This is a genomic window from uncultured Psychrosphaera sp. (assembly GCF_947500655.1).
In the GTDB taxonomy this organism is placed as follows: domain Bacteria; phylum Pseudomonadota; class Gammaproteobacteria; order Enterobacterales; family Alteromonadaceae; genus Psychrosphaera.
In genome coordinates this window covers 14,229-31,535 of sequence record NZ_CANMSK010000022.1, presented here as the reverse complement: position 1 = coordinate 31,535, position 17,307 = coordinate 14,229, and the positions used below count along the sequence as shown (strand labels likewise).

General features: G+C 35.7%; 15 protein-coding genes and 1 pseudogene. 11 read left to right on the top strand and 5 right to left on the bottom strand.

The features are described from left to right. Positions 1–22: 22 nt before the first annotated feature. Positions 23–487 (top strand): tRNA (uridine(34)/cytosine(34)/5-carboxymethylaminomethyluridine(34)-2'-O)-methyltransferase TrmL, encoded by a 465-nt coding sequence (gene trmL, locus Q0940_RS15380; RefSeq protein WP_299270487.1) that lies wholly within the window; start codon positions 23–25, stop codon positions 485–487. Positions 488–574: 87 nt separating this feature from the next. Continuing rightward, a complete protein-coding gene (locus tag Q0940_RS15375) occupies positions 575–4,405 on the top strand; it encodes an EAL domain-containing protein (RefSeq protein WP_299270485.1) in 3,831 nt (1,276 codons plus the stop codon). Positions 4,406–4,493: 88 nt separating this feature from the next. On the opposite strand, the gene rsmD is transcribed toward Q0940_RS15375, so the two are convergent. Next, a complete protein-coding gene (gene rsmD, locus Q0940_RS15370) occupies positions 4,494–5,117 on the bottom strand; it encodes a 16S rRNA (guanine(966)-N(2))-methyltransferase RsmD (RefSeq protein WP_299270483.1) in 624 nt (207 codons plus the stop codon). Positions 5,118–5,586: 469 nt separating this feature from the next. Here rsmD and ftsY point away from each other — a divergent pair. The 5 genes and pseudogenes from ftsY to Q0940_RS15345 form a co-directional block, all read left to right on the top strand. Then, a pseudogene (gene ftsY, locus Q0940_RS15365) lies at positions 5,587–6,507 on the top strand (signal recognition particle-docking protein FtsY); the annotation flags it as partial. Between the two features lie 128 nt (positions 6,508–6,635). Continuing rightward, positions 6,636–7,343: a cell division ATP-binding protein FtsE gene (gene ftsE, locus Q0940_RS15360; protein ID WP_299270479.1), complete on the top strand. Its 708-nt coding sequence runs from the start codon at positions 6,636–6,638 to the stop codon at positions 7,341–7,343. After that, positions 7,340–8,326 carry a permease-like cell division protein FtsX gene (gene ftsX / locus Q0940_RS15355; RefSeq protein WP_299270476.1) on the top strand — a complete coding sequence of 329 codons (987 nt, stop codon included), beginning with the start codon at positions 7,340–7,342 and terminating at the stop codon, positions 8,324–8,326. The genes ftsE and ftsX overlap by 4 nt, the downstream gene beginning before the upstream one ends. Before the next feature lie 415 nt (positions 8,327–8,741). Then, positions 8,742–9,608 (top strand): RNA polymerase sigma factor RpoH, encoded by an 867-nt coding sequence (rpoH, locus tag Q0940_RS15350; protein ID WP_299270473.1) that lies wholly within the window; start codon positions 8,742–8,744, stop codon positions 9,606–9,608. A gap of 191 nt (positions 9,609–9,799) precedes the next feature. Next, the gene (locus tag Q0940_RS15345) at positions 9,800–10,621 is read left to right on the top strand and encodes a DUF2797 domain-containing protein (RefSeq protein WP_299270470.1); all 822 of its coding nucleotides are present in this window, start codon (positions 9,800–9,802) and stop codon (positions 10,619–10,621) included. 20 nt (positions 10,622–10,641) lie between these two features. Here Q0940_RS15345 and Q0940_RS15340 read toward each other — a convergent pair whose 3' ends face one another. The 3 genes from Q0940_RS15340 to gpmM all read right to left on the bottom strand — a co-directional run bounded on the left by Q0940_RS15340 (position 10,642) and on the right by gpmM (position 14,279). Further along, complete coding sequence (locus Q0940_RS15340; RefSeq protein WP_299270467.1) at positions 10,642–11,451, bottom strand: divergent polysaccharide deacetylase family protein; 810 nt, start codon at positions 11,449–11,451, stop codon at positions 10,642–10,644. 69 nt (positions 11,452–11,520) lie between these two features. Then, on the bottom strand, positions 11,521–12,693 hold the full coding sequence (locus tag Q0940_RS15335; protein ID WP_299270465.1) for a peptidoglycan DD-metalloendopeptidase family protein: 1,173 nt from the start codon (positions 12,691–12,693) through the stop codon (positions 11,521–11,523). A gap of 56 nt (positions 12,694–12,749) precedes the next feature. Further along, positions 12,750–14,279 (bottom strand): 2,3-bisphosphoglycerate-independent phosphoglycerate mutase, encoded by a 1,530-nt coding sequence (gene gpmM / locus Q0940_RS15330; RefSeq protein WP_299270462.1) that lies wholly within the window; start codon positions 14,277–14,279, stop codon positions 12,750–12,752. 189 nt (positions 14,280–14,468) lie between these two features. Between gpmM and Q0940_RS15325 the strand changes: the two genes are divergently transcribed. From Q0940_RS15325 to gpsA, 4 genes are read left to right on the top strand one after another with little or no spacing between them, the layout of a single operon-like run. Further along, positions 14,469–14,897, top strand: coding sequence for a rhodanese-like domain-containing protein (locus Q0940_RS15325; protein WP_299270457.1), 429 nt, complete (start codon positions 14,469–14,471; stop codon positions 14,895–14,897). 42 nt (positions 14,898–14,939) lie between these two features. Beyond that, on the top strand, positions 14,940–15,197 hold the full coding sequence (gene grxC, locus Q0940_RS15320) for a glutaredoxin 3 (protein ID WP_299270456.1): 258 nt from the start codon (positions 14,940–14,942) through the stop codon (positions 15,195–15,197). 23 nt (positions 15,198–15,220) lie between these two features. Next, the gene (gene secB / locus Q0940_RS15315; RefSeq protein WP_299270454.1) at positions 15,221–15,706 is read left to right on the top strand and encodes a protein-export chaperone SecB; all 486 of its coding nucleotides are present in this window, start codon (positions 15,221–15,223) and stop codon (positions 15,704–15,706) included. Between the two features lie 41 nt (positions 15,707–15,747). Further along, on the top strand, positions 15,748–16,758 hold the full coding sequence (gene gpsA, locus Q0940_RS15310) for an NAD(P)H-dependent glycerol-3-phosphate dehydrogenase (protein WP_299270450.1): 1,011 nt from the start codon (positions 15,748–15,750) through the stop codon (positions 16,756–16,758). Positions 16,759–16,887: 129 nt separating this feature from the next. Here the strand turns inward: gpsA and Q0940_RS15305 are convergent, their stop codons facing one another. Next, complete coding sequence (locus Q0940_RS15305) at positions 16,888–17,199, bottom strand: pyrimidine/purine nucleoside phosphorylase (RefSeq protein ID WP_299270446.1); 312 nt, start codon at positions 17,197–17,199, stop codon at positions 16,888–16,890. Between the last annotated feature and the right edge of the window lie 108 nt (positions 17,200–17,307).

Below are 17,307 nucleotides of genomic sequence, written 5' to 3'. Positions count from 1 at the left end.
AAATGTAAAAATTAGAGAGAGTATGTTAAATATAGTTTTATACGAGCCAGAAATACCACCTAATACCGGTAATATCGTTCGCTTATGTGCCAACACCGGTTTTAATTTGCATTTAATTGAGCCGCTAGGGTTTGACTTAGATGAAAAGAAAGTTAGGCGCGCAGGCTTAGATTATCATGAATTTACTAAAGTAAAACGTTATCCAAATTTTCAAGCCTATGTTGATGCTTATCCAGAATCAAGGCTGTTTAGCTGTACAACTAAAGGCTCAAATTTTCATTCTCAAGTGAAATACCAAGCCGGTGATACTTTAGTATTTGGGCCTGAAACTAGAGGCTTACCGGATGATGTATTAAACAGCATGCCCAAAGAGAATTGGTTACGCATTCCTATGCAGCCGGACAGTCGGAGCATGAACTTATCTAATGCTGTTGCTGTTTTTGTATTTGAGTCATGGCGACAATTAGACTTCGCAGGATCATGTTAGTTATCACTCACTTTACTTGGCAATCTCTCAAATAAATGGTAGATATTGTTATTCCTTTTTAAATTAAAAAATTGCAGTGAGACAATAATGAAAATTTCAGTATTAAAATTGGTATGTGTCGTACTTATTTATATTTTAAGTTTTGACGCTAGCAGTAAACAGTATACTGATATTTTCACAGCCGAATTAGCTAGCGAGCATGTATTAGAACCAAGTGTTAAATTTATCCAAGATGATAAAAGTCAGATTTGGCTGCTGTCGAAACAAAGCGTTAGTTTATTTCGTGATGGTAAATTTATTTCATTTAAAACCTTTGACTTCAGCAGTGATGTATTAAGTGGAGGTATAATTGATGACTACTTATATGTCGCAACTGAGACTCAGATATATCATGTATCTTTGCTTGATAGTGCATTACCAATTCATTCTGTGTGGCAAATAAAAGACAATAAGATTGTTGATTTAGTGAATTATGAAAGCTCTTTGTTAATTCAAACTAATAACAATGTTTACCAATTAAATAAACCTGGTGACGATGAAAGTACTCCCTCAATTAAACCATTCTTTGAACTTCCCGCTAAATTTAAAAAGTTATTAGTGATCCCTCAAGGAGTATTAATTTTAGAGGTTAATCAACTTGATTTATATTCCACAGATGAACAAACCTGGTTAACTGCTAATATTTCTAGCAACTTAAAAGAAGTCGTCGAGTATCAGGGTAATTTGTTATACCTAACCCAAAAAGGCAATGTACAAGCAGCGAATCCATTTAATTTTTATACGACTAAAGATGTTAATAGTAAAAGATTGAAATCGTTTAATTCAGTCAGCGATCTTATTCCTTTTAACGGTGATATTTATGTTAAAAGGGGTAACCAACTTTATTCAATACAATCCGAAAACTACTCATTCACATTACCTAAACAAGTAAGTGATTTGTTTTTTGATAATAATAATAACTTGTGGCTTGTTGACTCGTTTGGCGTTCAAATAGCTTGGAGTCAACCATTTACCGCAGAGATTTTTAAACCTTCTACCAGAAATGCAAATAAATACATTTTCGATTCAATCAGTACCAGCGGAACTTATGCTTTAAAGAGTAACCGTTTGTATCAACAAAGAATGGTTAACGAGACATTAGTTTGGCAATACAAAGTTAGCTTTCCTCACATAAAAAATGTAACTCAATTAATCGAAACAAAACGTCATATTTGGTTTGTTAGCCCGTCACATATTTGGAGTTACGAAAAACAGACTTTACTGCTATCACTGGATTTATCAATTTCAAAAGGTGATTTAGTACTCCCTCATACCGATAACAATTTATTAATTGTACAATCAGATCAGGTTGTCTCAATATCTGCGGTAGGTAAACAAACAAAGATTCAATCCAAAGAGTTATGTGGCGCAACATGCTTGCCTGAATATAAAGTAAGTGAGTACTTATTAGATGGTCGGATTGTGTGGCTAGCAACAAATAGAGGTCTACACCAATTAGACTTAGCTACTTTAAAATTTACATCCAAACGTTTAGATATATTAAATACACAAGCACCAGTTATACAAGTGTTAAAAGCAACCAAGCAGCAAGTTTGGGTGGTTTATCCAACTAAAGTAGCTTTGCTTGATAAGAAAGCGTTAACGTCTATTTTATTCTTCACTCCCAATAATAAAATTCTAAATGCTGTAGACAGCAGCGATGATAAAATTGAACTATTAAGCCAAAAAGGTTGGCTGAGATTAAGTAAATCTAAAGAATTAACAGATAATGAGTCCAATCGTTTTTGGATGCAAAAATATACTCATAACAGTGAGGCTTTAGCATTTGAACCTGTGGTAAATGAGGTTGAGTTATCGGATAGCGAGCAGGAATTAAAGTTATTATTTAATTTAACTAAACAGCATCCATCTGAAAATGTATTCGTTCGCTTTAAATATCAAGATGATACCGAATGGTCAAATATCGATAAGTTAAATCAATTACTTACGTTAAAGAACTTGAGACAAGGTAGTAACCAACTAGAAGTTCAAGCCCGTCTAGAAGGGAAGGATTGGGAACCAATACAGTTATTTAGCTATCTATTACCATATAGTGCATTACAGCCAAAATGGTTAATAGTTTATGGCATTATTTTTCTGGTTATTGCCGTTATTATCTTTTTGTATACACGTTTTAGCGGAATAAACGTTGCGTTTAATGCGGTAAAACAACAGGCCTTTATTTCATCATTATTAGAGTCAACTAAAGATGGAGTCTGGGTTGCTAATAAAGACCGCGAAATAAAAAGCATTAATGGTGCATTTAGCGAAATTACAGGTTATGAGCTTAAAGATATCATTAACAAGAGTTTCCCGTTAATGACAGAGCAGGGACGTAATCATGAAGTTGAAACTCTGATATGGCAAGAAGTTACTAAATCTGGCTACTGGTCTGGTGAAGTTTGGAGCCGACAAAAAAATGGAGAGCCAGTCTCTTTTGATTTATCGGTTACCCGAGTTGAAAGTCAGAATAAATCATCATCAAAAAAAGATGTTACTTTTGTTGGTGTATTTTCTGATGTCACTATACGTAAAAAGAGTGAACAAGATTTACGTCATTTAGCTACCCGGGATTCAATAACTCAATTACCAAATCGAACTTTGTTTATTGAGTATGTAAATAATGCAATAAATACGTCAAATCCGTTAAACCCGCATTTTGCTGTGGTATTTATAGATCTAGATAACTTTAGAAAAGTGAATGAAAGTTTAAGTCATTTACAAGGCGACGCGCTAATTAAACAAGTTGGTGAACGATTAAGTAATAGTTTAGATAAAGGTGTTGCTTTAGCTCGACTTGGCGGTGATGAGTTTGCTCTATTGATCCCCAACGTATTATTAAGCAGTGAGCCTCGTTCTTATATTAAACGTGTTGCTGAGAATCTAAAAAATGCATTACAAACTCCATTTTTACTCGGCGAAACGGAAGTAAATATTACTGCCAGTTTAGGTGTTTCAATTTCCCCTGAAAATGGACAAACAGCAGAGGTGTTAATGCGTTGTGCCGATACAGCATTAAGCATGGTGAAACGTAGAGGTAAAAATAATTATCATATTTATCGTCAAAAAACTGATGCCGCAGGTACTGAATTACTATCATTGGAAAGTGAACTAATTGGCGCATTAGATAACGATCAATTTGTTGTGCATTACCAACCAAAGTATAAATTGAAAGAAAAACAAATTTCAGGATTTGAAGCGTTAATTCGCTGGAATAATCCAACAAGAGGCTTAGTCGCCCCAGATCAGTTTATTAGATTAGCAGAAGAGAACGGCTTGATCCGTAAGTTGGACACTTGGGTATTTAAACAAGTATGCCAACAGATTAAAACATGGCAAGAACAAGGGGTTATGTTTGGTAAAGTAGCCGTTAATGTTTCTGCATTAAACTTCCAGCAAGTCGATTTTTGTCAAAACTTAAAAGACATTTTAGTAAAAGAAAACCTATCAGCCGAATATCTGGAATTAGAGATAACAGAAGCTGCCATGATGACCGATTTGGTTAAAGGGCTAGAAAACTTAGAAGATTTACGCAGTGCTGGATTTACCATAGCACTGGACGACTTTGGCTCTAGCAACAGTTCTTTGAGTTATATTAAAAAGTTTCCAATTGACCGATTGAAAATTGATAGAAGCTTTATTATGGATATTGAAACGTCAGAGCAAGATAAAAATATTACCGGTGTGCTGGTACAATTAGCGGAACAATTAAATATTTCTGTGATTGCCGAGGGCGTTGAAACGACAGAGCAAGTTAATATCTTATTGGAAATGGGGTGTAATGAAATCCAAGGGTTTATTATTAGCCAAGCTATGATGGCTGAAGATGTTAATGACTTTTTAAACGTAGGAATTAATCAACTTCCAGAATTTGGTTAGAACCCAGAAAATATTGCACCGTTATAAAAGAGCGTGGTTTACTATGTTAGATCACGGCTTTTAGTTTTAACTGGAAAGAATTAATATTTTAGATTAACTCAAATAATTGGGCGCTCACTTGTCCTGCAATTTTTTCTTTTTTAAGACTAAATAGCTCAGAAAAATCCGAGTCCATTAACTGGTAACGGTCAATTACCTCTTGTTCTAAATAGATTAAGCTACCTGACACAATTAGATTATTGTCCAGCAAGCCCTGCAAACAGGTTTGCACCATGCCTTTATGAAATGGCGGGTCGATAAATACTAAGTCAAATGGTGTGTTAAAAGTTTTGATTGCAATAAAAAAGTCAGCTTGAATAACTCTAAGTTGATCACCTGCTTTCAATAATTGAGCATTATCTTTTAATTGATTTGCAGCCGTTTTGTTTTTTTCGATACAAGTAACAGAATTTGCACCACGAGAGGCAGCTTCAAATCCGAGTGAACCAGCTCCTGCAAAACAATCTAAAACGTTGGCTTGGCGTACATCCATCATTAACCAATTAAATACAGTTTCTTTTAATCTGTCTGTGGTTGGCCTTAATCCTTCCTTGTTTTGCACTTTTAATTTTCGACCACGCCACTGACCACCAATTATACGTATCTCACCTAACTGGGAACTAGACTTATTGCTTGATTTATTTCTGTTTTGAGACTTGGATGATGATTTCACAATTATGCCCTTTATTATGCATGTCTTTAGGTAAAGATATTAACGTGCTCAATATATTTGATCGTTCAATGGTTAATTAATCACGAAAATTAGGTTAACATACGGCGGATTAGGATTACGTATTATCCCGTGCAATTTATGTATTTTAAAGGTTTATTTCATGTCAAAGAAGTCAGGTTTATTTTCGTGGTTAAAAAAAGATAAATCAGAAAGTGCTCCCACTACTGAATCTGAGAATTTAACTTCAGAAGAGTTGGAAGTTACTGCATCAGAACTTGGATCATCAAGTGTCTTGTTGGATGAGGCTAATGAAATAAACTCGCCTACAGAAACAGAAACAGAAACAGAAACAGAAACAGAAACAGAAACAGAAACAGAAACAGAAACAGAAACAGAAACAGAAACACCTGAAACAGAAACACCTGAAACAGAAACACCTGAAACAGAAACACCTGAAACGGCAGACGCTGAGAAAGCGGGCTTTTTTAAACGCCTAAAAAATGGATTATCAAGAACTCGCCAACAAATAGGTGGCGGATTTATTTCTTTGTTTAAAGGCAAAGAGATTGACGATGAATTATATGAAGAACTTGAAACCCATTTGTTAATGGCTGACGTTGGCATGGATACAACCGTTAAGTTAATTGACCGATTAACTGAACATGCAGATAAAAAAGACTTAAAAAATGCCGACGCACTTTACGGGTTATTAAAGTCTGAAATGAGCGATATTCTTAAAAAGTCAGATCAGCCTTTAATAGCAAAGTCTGACGACGGGCCTTTTGTTATTTTAATGGTTGGCGTTAATGGTGTTGGTAAAACAACAACAATTGGCAAAATGGCAAAGCAATTTCAACAGCAAGGAAAGTCAGTAATGTTAGCCGCTGGTGATACGTTCAGAGCTGCAGCTGTTGAACAATTACAAGTGTGGGGGGAACGTAATCAAGTCCCAGTTATTGCTCAACATACAGGCGCAGACAGCGCGTCGGTTATTTTTGATGCTTACCAAGCGGCTAAAGCCAGAAAGGCCGATGTTTTAATTGCAGATACCGCAGGGCGTTTACAAAATAAAGATAACTTAATGCAAGAGCTAGAGAAGATAGTTCGTGTACTTAAAAAGTTTGACCCTGCTGTACCACACGAAATTATGCTAACGATCGACGCGACAACGGGGCAAAATGCCATTAGCCAAACTAAGATATTTAATCAAGCTGTTGGATTAACAGGACTGTCGATAACTAAATTAGATGGCACAGCGAAGGGCGGCGTTATATTCGCACTGGCTGAACAGTTTGGTATTCCTATTCGCTATATTGGTGTAGGCGAAGGCGTTGAAGATTTAAGAATATTTGAACATGAAGCATTTATTGATGCTTTGTTTTCTGAATAAAATCTATTAGCAGGCTAGGATTAAAATCACAGCAAAGTCAGAAATGTAACTTCTGGCTTTTCTCTATTAGCTGCATGAGTTAATCTATAAAAATAACATCAATACCATTTTTAATTTGGAACGCGTTAATGATCAAGTTTGAGCAGGTAAGTAAGACTTATCCTGGTGGCTTCCGGGCTCTGGAAAGAGTCTCATTTCACCTAGAAAAAGGTGAGATGGCATTTTTAACTGGCCATTCTGGCGCAGGAAAAAGTACATTACTGAAATTGATCAGCATGATAGAAAGACCTTCTATCGGTAATGTATTCATCAATGGTAAAAATTTGAATCAAATTTCTGCTAAACAAGTTCCTTTTGCTCGTCGAGATATCGGCATGATCTTCCAAAGCCATCGTTTATTACAAGAGCACAGTGTATTTGATAATGTAGCTTTGCCTTTGGTCATTGAAGGGACTTACACTCAAGGTGAAATAACCAAACGAGTGCATGCTGCATTAGATAAAGTTGGCCTGTTAAGCAAAGTCAGGTTGCTGCCTAAATATTTGTCTGGTGGTGAGCAACAACGTGTTGGTATTGCCAGAGCCGTAGTTAACAAGCCACCTTTGCTATTAGCGGATGAACCAACCGGTAATTTGGATCCTGAATTATCGAAAGAGATAATTAATGTGTTTGAACAATTTAATGATGTAGGTGTGTCGGTATTAATCGCAACCCATGACTTAGGTTTAATCGCTAGAATGAAAAACCGCAGTTTAACCTTAAAAGATGGTCGTATGATCAATGATGGTTTAGCCGTCGATGATGACTCATCAAGCAAAGGGGGGATCTTTTTATGAGTATTTTATTTTCTAAAGATTCATCTGGAGCTAGCTCAAAGTCAGTTAATCCATTACAAAAGTTTATGTACTTTTGGATCCATAATTTACGTCAAATAATTACTAGTATTGGTGAGATTTGGCGTACACCACTTGCATCCGCAATGACAATAGGTGTAATGGGCTTAAGTTTAACGTTACCCGCTACCTTACATATTATTGTTAAAAACGTTCAATCTATAAATCTGGAATGGGATAGTGCGTCAGAGATCAGTTTGTTTTTAAACGATGGTTTATCTGAGCAACAAATCTCAAGTGCGATACGTCGGCTTCGTAGTTACGATGAAATTGATCAATTAAGATATATCAGTAAAGACGATGCGGTTGCCGAATTTAAGTCTTTGTCAGGATTCGGCGAAGCGTTAGATTATTTAGAATCTAATCCTTTACCTGCATCTTTTATTGTCACTCCAACTAAATTTCATAAACAAGCGGATCCAGCCAAAGCGTTATTAGCTAAATTAGAAAAAGAACGAGAGATAGATTTTGGTAAATTAGACATCGATTGGCTAGCCAGATTAAACGCGATTATCAATATGTTAGAAGAAGCTGTGATCACAGTGGCTTTATTACTTATGATTTCAGTGGTTCTTATTATCGGTAATACCATCCGACTCTCCATTATTTCACGTAAAGAAGAAATAGAAGTGATGAAGCTTGTTGGTGCAACGGAAAGTTTTATTCAAAGACCTTTTGTTTACACTGGAATTTGGTATGGCCTTATGGGCGGACTTGTTGCCTTTTTGATTGTTACCTTTGTCATTTGGTGGATGCAGTCTGCTATTGGTGAAATATCCGGTTTATATATGGCAGACTTCCATATCGAAGGTTTAACATTTGGAGAATTTGGTGCCTTAATGTTAATAGCTTCAGGTTTAGGTTTTACTGGCGCATTTTGGTCGGTGCACCGTCATGTAAAAGAAATTGAACCTGACTTAGATTAATCCGCGCCAACGTCTAAGCTCATATTTAGATACGCAATGTGATAAGTATGAGCGAAAATTTCCCCTTATTTAATATTTACTCTCAGTTTAAAAAATATTTTTACTTTATTAGTTCCTTTTTTATTTCCTCCAATATTTATGTTTAATACATTAAATCCTCCACAGTTGTAAATTCCCATTTCTTATTTAATAATATTGATTTTTTATTCTAATTATCTGATTTAATTAGTAAATATACTTTGAACTAATAAATGTTTGGCTAGTCTCAGTTAACAGTACTTATAGGTAAATAAGTAAACAAACTAAGCAAATTAAGAGATAGAACTAAAAGATCTATACAGCATAAAAATAAAATTAGCACTCTAGCTTTGAGAGTGCTAATATCATCTCAACTTATTAAAAGGAGTGATTGATCATGTCGAAATTAAGTCAATCTTTGAATTTATCGGTAACACCTCATAGCGGTAGCATTGAAGCTTACGTGTCTTCTGTTACCAGCATCAGTATGTTAACTGCAGATCAAGAGCGCGAACTGGCTTTTGACTTATATGAAAATGAAAATTTAGCCGCAGCAAAGCAATTGATTATGTCGCATTTGCGTTTTGTTGTGCACATAGCAAGAAGTTATTCGGGTTACGGTTTACCTCAAGCGGATTTAATCCAGGAAGGGAACATTGGCCTAATGAAAGCGGTAAAACGTTTTAATCCTGAAGTAGGTGTACGTTTAGTATCATTTGCGGTTCATTGGATTAAAGCTGAGATACATGAATTTGTACTTAAAAACTGGCGCATAGTAAAAGTAGCAACAACTAAAGCACAACGTAAATTGTTCTTTAACTTACGCAAATCTAAAAAGCGTTTAGGTTGGTTTAGTAATGATGAAGTTGCAACGGTTGCTGAGACGTTAGGGGTTTCCAAAAAAGAAGTATTGGAAATGGAATCTCGCATGAGTAATTACGACATGGCATTTGACATGAATAATGATGACGATGATTCTGAAACGCCAGCATATTCACCTTCGTTATATTTAGAGCGTGATAACTCAGATGTTGCAGAAAATGTTGCGAATAAAGAGTGGGAAGAGCATACAAATAAACGTTTGTTCTCTGCTATTAAAACATTAGATGATCGTAGCCAAGATATATTGCATAGCCGTTGGTTAAACGATAACAACAAATCAACATTGCAAGAACTTGCAGATAAGTACAGTGTTTCGGCTGAACGAGTTCGTCAATTAGAGAAAAATGCAATGAAGAAAATTCAAGGGCTATTAGCTGCTTAAGTAATAACATCCTTTTTAAAAACCAGTCAATTGACTGGTTTTTTTATGCCCAAAATATTTATGTGATTATATAAATTGGGGTTTTGGATGCTTGTTCATCTGGTTAATTAAATAGTTATTAAACAACAGTATTATGTTTCCTGTGCTAAAATTACATAGTGATTAACAGCAAATAAAAATAAGAATAAAAAATGATTGGGTTTGTAAAAAAAATGGTTTCCTCTTTAGATATGGAAACTGGAAAAGTAGAATATAAATTACCTATTGGCGATGAACTACTGCCTTTAAATGCCTTAATCGGCAAACCTCTAACTTTAACGCACACTGGAAACATCAGTTGCTTAAACTGTCATAAAAAAACCAAGAAAAGCTTTTCACAGGGATTTTGCTTTCCATGCATGAGAAAGCTAGCTTCTTGCGATATGTGTATTATGAAACCTGAAACATGTCACTATGAGGCAGGTACTTGCAGAGAGCCACAATGGGGCGAAGAAAACTGCATGATTGAGCATTACGTTTATTTGGCTAATACATCGGGGTTAAAAGTAGGTATCACTCGTCATACTCAAGTGCCTACTCGTTGGATAGATCAAGGTGCAACGCAAGCCTTACCTATTATAAAAGTAAAAACTAGGTATCAGTCTGGTTTAGTTGAAACGGCTTTAGCTGAGTTTATAGCTGATAAAACTAACTGGCGCGCCATGTTAAAAGGTGGCAATGAGTCGATTGATTTAAAAGCAAAAGCGCAAGAGTTAATTCCTCAAATTACAGAACGTCTATCAGAAATTAAACTTAAGTTTGGTGATGATTGTATTGAAATTCTTGATGAAGATGTAGTGAATATAGAATTTCCAGTATTAAAATACCCAGTGAAAATCAGCTCATATAATTTTGATAAAGAAGTTGGCGTATCAGGTGTTTTAAAAGGAATTAAAGGTCAGTATTTGATATTTGATACCGGCGTTATTAATATTCGCAAATTCACATCTTATGAGATCAGTGCAGAGTATTAAACGCCATAAAGATGCTAAGTCTATTCACTATCGTTGTTATTTTTTGTTGCGGTTGTTTTTACAAAATCATCCGCAACATTGTCTATAATCCTATCGTTAAACATTTTGGAGCTTGGTAATAGTTGCGATAGCGGAACTAGTTCTATTCCCATGCTTGATAGCAAAGGTAAGTTATCTCGTAAAAACTCATATGTTTCTGGATACGGATGAGCAATTGCAATGGCAGAGCCATACTCTTGAGCTATGTTAATCAAACGCTTAAATTGAATATCCATAACATTTGGCTTTTTAACATTATCCAAAAAGATATTTCTATGTAATGCATTAACACCATACTGATCAGCAATGGATTCAACCTTACTATAAACCGTTGTTTTGCTGTCTAAAAAGAACATGTTGTGCTGTTGCAATAGTTCCATAGTCCATCGCATCGGCTTATCAAGTCGTGTTAACAAACTCCCCATATGGTTATTTATTCCAATTGCGTAAGGAATATCTTCAATTGCTGCGATTAACGTTTTTTGATACTGACGTTTAGACATCCCCTGTGTAAGAGCGCCTGGGCCAAGTAAGATATTTTGGGTGGTCGCTTGCATTGGTAAATGGATCAAAATATCACGTTGAAGTTCAGCTGCTTTTTTAGAAAAAATAAAGCTGTATGGCGTGTGCGGTAAAATAGCGTAAGTTAAATTTTCATCTAGAGTAAGTAGCTGATTATCGCTAAGGTTATTTCCAATATCATCAATTACTATCGCAATTTTAGCTGCATTAGCAAAACCTATTGATAATATGCAAGTTAATACTAGTGTGATTTTTTTTATTATACGCAAAATTGTCTTAATTTTTATTGGGTTAAAATAATACATACATTATTGACAGATCAATTAATTAACAGTTTATTAGCGACACCAGCGTGCAGGATTAACCGTTTTGCCTTGATAGCGTATCTCAAAATATAGGCCAGCATCAGCTTGCCCACCACTTTGGCCTACTAATGCAATTGGTTCGTTAGGTTCAACATAATCCCCAGCAGACTTTAATAAAGCTTGGTTATGTCCATACAAGCTCATATAGCCTTTACCGTGGTCTATTACGGTAACCCAACCAAATCCTCTTAACCAGTCAGCGTATAGAACAATGCCTTCTGCCACACTATTTACTCTATTACCTAATGACCCTGAAATGACAACACCTTTCCATTTAAGTGCGCCATTACGTCTTTGGCCAAATCGACTTTTTAATTTCCCTTTTGTAGGCCAAGTTAGTTTTTTCTTTAATTTATAAAGCCCCACAAGGTTTGCTGGATCAACGGCTATTTTACTTTGAGCTGAGTCAATCGCATTGCTTAATTGTTGTTGGTTGGCTTGTAATTGTTTTAATTTTTCTTTATCAGATTGTATATTTTCATTAAGGTGTCTTAATGCTGTTTTTCTTTCTTTTTGGGAAATAGCCAGTTGTTGCTTTTCATTATTTTGATGTTTTTTCAGTGCTAAAAGATCAATTTGACGATTAGTTAATTCTTTGTCTATTTCAGCTAATCTAGTTAATACTCGTTGTATATCGTCTAACTGCTTTACTCGCGATTCATTAACAGATTTGTAGTAAGTAATTAATCGTTCTAACTGGGCTGGATCATCCTGATTGAGTAATAATTTGGTGTAATCATGCTTACCACTTAAATAAGCATTTTTAACCATAGATGCCAGTAATGTTTGCTGAACTTTTTTTTCTTTTTTTAGTTTATTTTGTTCTTTTTTTAGTTTGGCTATTTTACCGTTCAAGTCATTTAATGAGTTGGTAGTTTGAGTAAGTTGAATGGCAATTTCAGCAACTTTTAATTCAGCTGCTTTAAAAGAATCTTCAATATTCGACTTTTGATCTAACTGTTTATTTAGCGCATCACGTTGCTGCTGAATATTTAGTTGTACTTGTTTGAGTCTTTTATTGTTGTCCTGTTCTGTGTTTTTAATTGGGCTCGCTAGAATAGAAGCACAGAAAAACAAAGCGGCTGTTATTAAAATAACAGCCGACTTAATACACAATTTATTCATAATTAGTAAAAAATGATTCACAATATTCCTGATGTTAACAACGTCCATGTCTATCTAATCAGATTAATCAGCTAACATCAATCAACTAGCATCAAAGGTTTACCTGTCATTTCTGCAGGAATTTCCATGCCAATTAAATTGAGTATAGTAGGGGCTACATCACTAAGCTTTCCGCCTTCAACTACTTTAGCATCACGGCCCACGTAGATGAAAGGAACTGGTTCGCTTGTATGAGCTGTGTGTGCTTGGCCTGTTTCAGCATTTGCCATTTTTTCTGCATTACCATGATCTGCAGTTATTAAGCATTCTCCGTCCACACTTTCCAGCGCCGTAACAATACGCCCAATACAATGATCAACAGCTTCACATGCTTTAACCGCAGCATCAAATACGCCAGTGTGACCAACCATGTCACCATTTGGATAGTTAACAACAATAAAGTCATACTCTTTAGATTTGATTGCGGCAACTAATTTGTCGGTTAGCATTTCTGAATTCATTTCAGGTTGTAAATCGTAAGTTGCCACTTGAGGTGATGGAATTAGCTCGCGCTTTTCACCAATAAATAACTCTTCACGACCACCAGAGAAGAAGAAAGTAACATGAGCATACTTTTCTGTTTCTGAGATACGTAGTTGAGTCTTGTTATGTTTCTCTAACCACTCACCAAGTACATTAGTCAGTGGCGTTGGTGGAAATGCTGCAGTGGTTTTGATGTCAGCTGCATATTGAGTCAACATTACAAAGTCAGCAAATTTAGGTGTTATTCTACGTTCAAAACCATCGAAGTCAGTATCAACAAAACTGCGAGTTAATTCGCGGGCTCTATCTGCTCTAAAGTTCATAAAGATAACCGCATCACCATCTTGCATTGGTACTGGCTTACCGATAACGGTTGGTTTTACAAATTCGTCATTTTCGTCACGGTTATAAGCATTTTGCAAACCGTCAACGGCAGAAATTGCGGTGAAATCACCTTTTGCAGATGTTAATAAGTCATAAGCTAGTTGTACTCTATCCCAACGGTTGTCTCTATCCATTGCATAATAGCGACCAATTAATGAAGCAACTTTGCCTTTACCTGTAGAGGCAAAATGTTTTTCAAATTTTTCTAATGCGTCATGTGCACTACGTGGTGGAGTATCACGGCCATCTAAAAAAGCATGTACATAAACTTTATTACAACCTTGTTTTTCAGCTAGTTCTACCATAGACATAATGTGTTCATCATGACTGTGAACACCACCTGGCGAGATCAAACCCATAATATGAACTGCTTTATCATTTGAAACCGCAGCATCAACTGCATTAACTAGAGCTGGGTTGGTATCAAATGTGCCATCTTCAATCGCCTTGGTAATACGAGTAAAGTCTTGATAAACAATACGTCCAGCACCTAAGTTTACATGACCAACTTCAGAATTGCCCATTTGTCCATCTGGTAAGCCGACATCTAAGCCACTACCGGAAATTAATGTACTAGGTTTAGTATTCCAAAGATTATCTAAATTAGGTGTGTTAGCCGCTGCAATTGCGTTGTTTTCTAGCGCAGTGCTATGGCCCCAACCATCCATAATAACTAAAACAAAAGGTTTTTTATCTGTCATGAAATTTCCCGAATATAATTGAGTGAATACAATCTTCTATAAAATGATTCTAACCTGTTTTATCTTGAGTGTTTAACAATTTTTAAGATCATCTTATAAGCTTTTGGTATCTTAACGTTAAGCAGGTATAATCCTGCCACTTTAAAAAATTCTGAAAACATTCAGACCATATTAATTAGGTAATTATCAATGGAACAATTAGTTGAGTTTATTAGTAATCATTATTATTTAGCTGGCGCATGGGCTCTACTATTTTTAATGTTAGTCATGAGTTGGTTATCTGGTGCAACATCTGGCGTTAAGATGGTATCGAGTCACGACTTAACTATGTTAGTAAATCGTTCAAACGGTCACGTGGTTGATACTCGTGCGATAGCTGATTTTAATAAAGGCCGCATTACAGATTCTATTCATTTACCAATGGATAAAATATCTAGTGGTCAATTTGGTGTGCTTGAAAATAAAAAAGCTGACCCCATTGTTATTGTTTGTAATACAGGAATGACGGCTAAAGGTGCAGCTAAGCAAATGAGTAAAGCTGGTTTTGAACAGGTCTCTGTACTACAAGGCGGTATTCAAGGTTGGATAAGCGCAAGTTTACCTATCGTTAAGAAATAGATTCTTAATCACATATAAAGCAATTAATTAAGGCTTGTTACTATGAAAAAAATAGATATTTATACAAAAGACTACTGTCCTTTTTGTCAGAGAGCTCTTGCATTACTAACAAGCAAAAATGTTGAATTTACTCAAATAAAAATTGATCAAAATCCAGAACTTAGAGCTCCAATGATAAAAAGAACAAAAGGTCCTTCTACAGTACCTCAAATCTTCATTGGTGATCATTATGTGGGTGGTTGTGATGATTTAATGGCTTTAGAGCGTGCGAATAAATTAGACACGTTATTATCAAAATAAATAATATTCAGGAATAAAATAAAATGGCAGAACAAGAAGCAACAACTCCAACAAATGAAGCAGCACCACAATTTTCAATTCAGCGCATTTATGTAAAAGATGTTTCATTTGAAACGCCTAACTCTCCAGCTATTTTCACTAAAGAGTGGAAGCCAGAAATTAAATTAGATTTAGATAATAAAAGTGTAAAAATTGAAGAAGGCGTGTTTGACGTTACTTTATCAGTAACTGTAACGGCAACGGTTGAAGGCCAAACTGCATTTTTATGTGAAGTTCAGCAAGCTGGTGTTTTTGTAATTGGTAATATGCCAGAAGCACAGACTGCACATATGTTAGGTGCATACTGCCCAAATACATTATTCCCTTATGCTCGTGAAACTGTTTCTAACTTAGTAAACCGTGGAACTTTCCCTGCATTAAACCTAGCTCCAGTTAACTTTGATGCTTTATTTGCTCAGTATTTACAGCAAGCAAAGGCACAGGCTGAAGGTCAAAAGTTAGACGCTTAAACGTTATTCTATAAAATTTTGTCGCTTAAAGTGGAGACAGTATGAGTTCTGAGAAAAAATTCAGAATTGCAATTTTAGGGGCGGGCTCTTATGGCACCGCCCTTGCTTTTTGTTTTGCCCGTAATGGTCATGAAGTGATCATGTGGGGACGAGATAAAGAACAAATGGCAGATATGCAATTACATCGTCAAAACCGAAAATACTTACCCGGTGCTGACTTTCCAGACACTTTACATGTAACGGCTGATTTGACCGAAGCTGTCACTCAGTCTGAGTTACATCTAGTTGTTGTGCCAAGTCATGTATTTTCTAATGTATTAAAACAAATACAACCTTTGTTACCTAAAAATCCAAAGATATGTTGGGCAACAAAAGGGTTAGACCCGGATACTGGCCGTTTATTAGATACGGTTGCTAGAGATATACTTGGTGACTCTGCATCACTAGCTGTATTGTCAGGACCTACGTTTGCTAAAGAAATGGTACAAGGTTTACCAACGGCAGTTTCATTGTCTTCGGAAGATAAAGATTTTGCTGAAACGATAAGTGATCTTTTACACTGTGAAAGAAAATTTAGAGTGTATACCAATGCAGATTTTGTTGCTGTTCAACTTGGTGGTGCCGTAAAAAACGTTATTGCTATTGGTGCCGGTATGGCCGATGGGATTGGCTACGGTGCAAATGCACGTACTGCACTTATCACTCGTGGTTTAGCTGAGATGATGCGTTTAGCAGTAGCACTTGGTGCCGATCCAAAGTCGTTAATGGGCATGGCAGGTTTAGGTGATTTAGTATTAACCTGTACTGATAATCAGTCTAGAAATAGACGTTTTGGTCTAGCTTTAGGCTTGGGGAAATCGGTAGAAACGGCAATGGAAGAAATTGGCCAAGTCGTTGAAGGTTATCGTAATACTAAAGAAGTACATATGTTAGCAAACGAAGTAAATGTAGAAATGCCAATTACTGAGCAAATCTATCAAGTTCTTTATAAAGGAAAATCTGCACAAGAAGCCGCTATTGCTTTGTTGGCCAGAGATCCTAAGTCTGAATAGTAATTGAATTAATAAATTGCTCTAGTGCACGATAAAACACATTCTAGTTAAATAAAAACCAGTTAATACTAACTGGTTTTTTTATGTGTGAAATTTTAGATAATGCAGATTACTTAACCTGAACTCAGGTTACTTAAAGTAGCTGCAGCAATAATCAATCACAGTTGAGGCTTTCACTTTAAAAGATGAATTGGCAGGTACTTCAAAACTTTCGCCACCTTTAATTGAAATCCAATCCGCATTAGGTAGTAACACATCTAAATTACCTGAGCTTATTTCCATTAACTCTTGGTCGCTAGCGGCAAACTCGTAATCACCAGGCATCATAATACCTAATGTTTTATGAGTTCCGTCGCTAAAAGTAACGGTACGGCTAGTTACTTTACCATCGAAATAAACATTGGCATTTGTTGTAACAGAAACATTATCAAATTGTGACATGGGAGATCCTTATAAATTATTTCATTAGAGAGTACGGGATTTAACGGCAAGGGAAAAGCTTATATAGCTATAATAAATATTAAATTAGTTTTTGCTGAAATGTTCTGA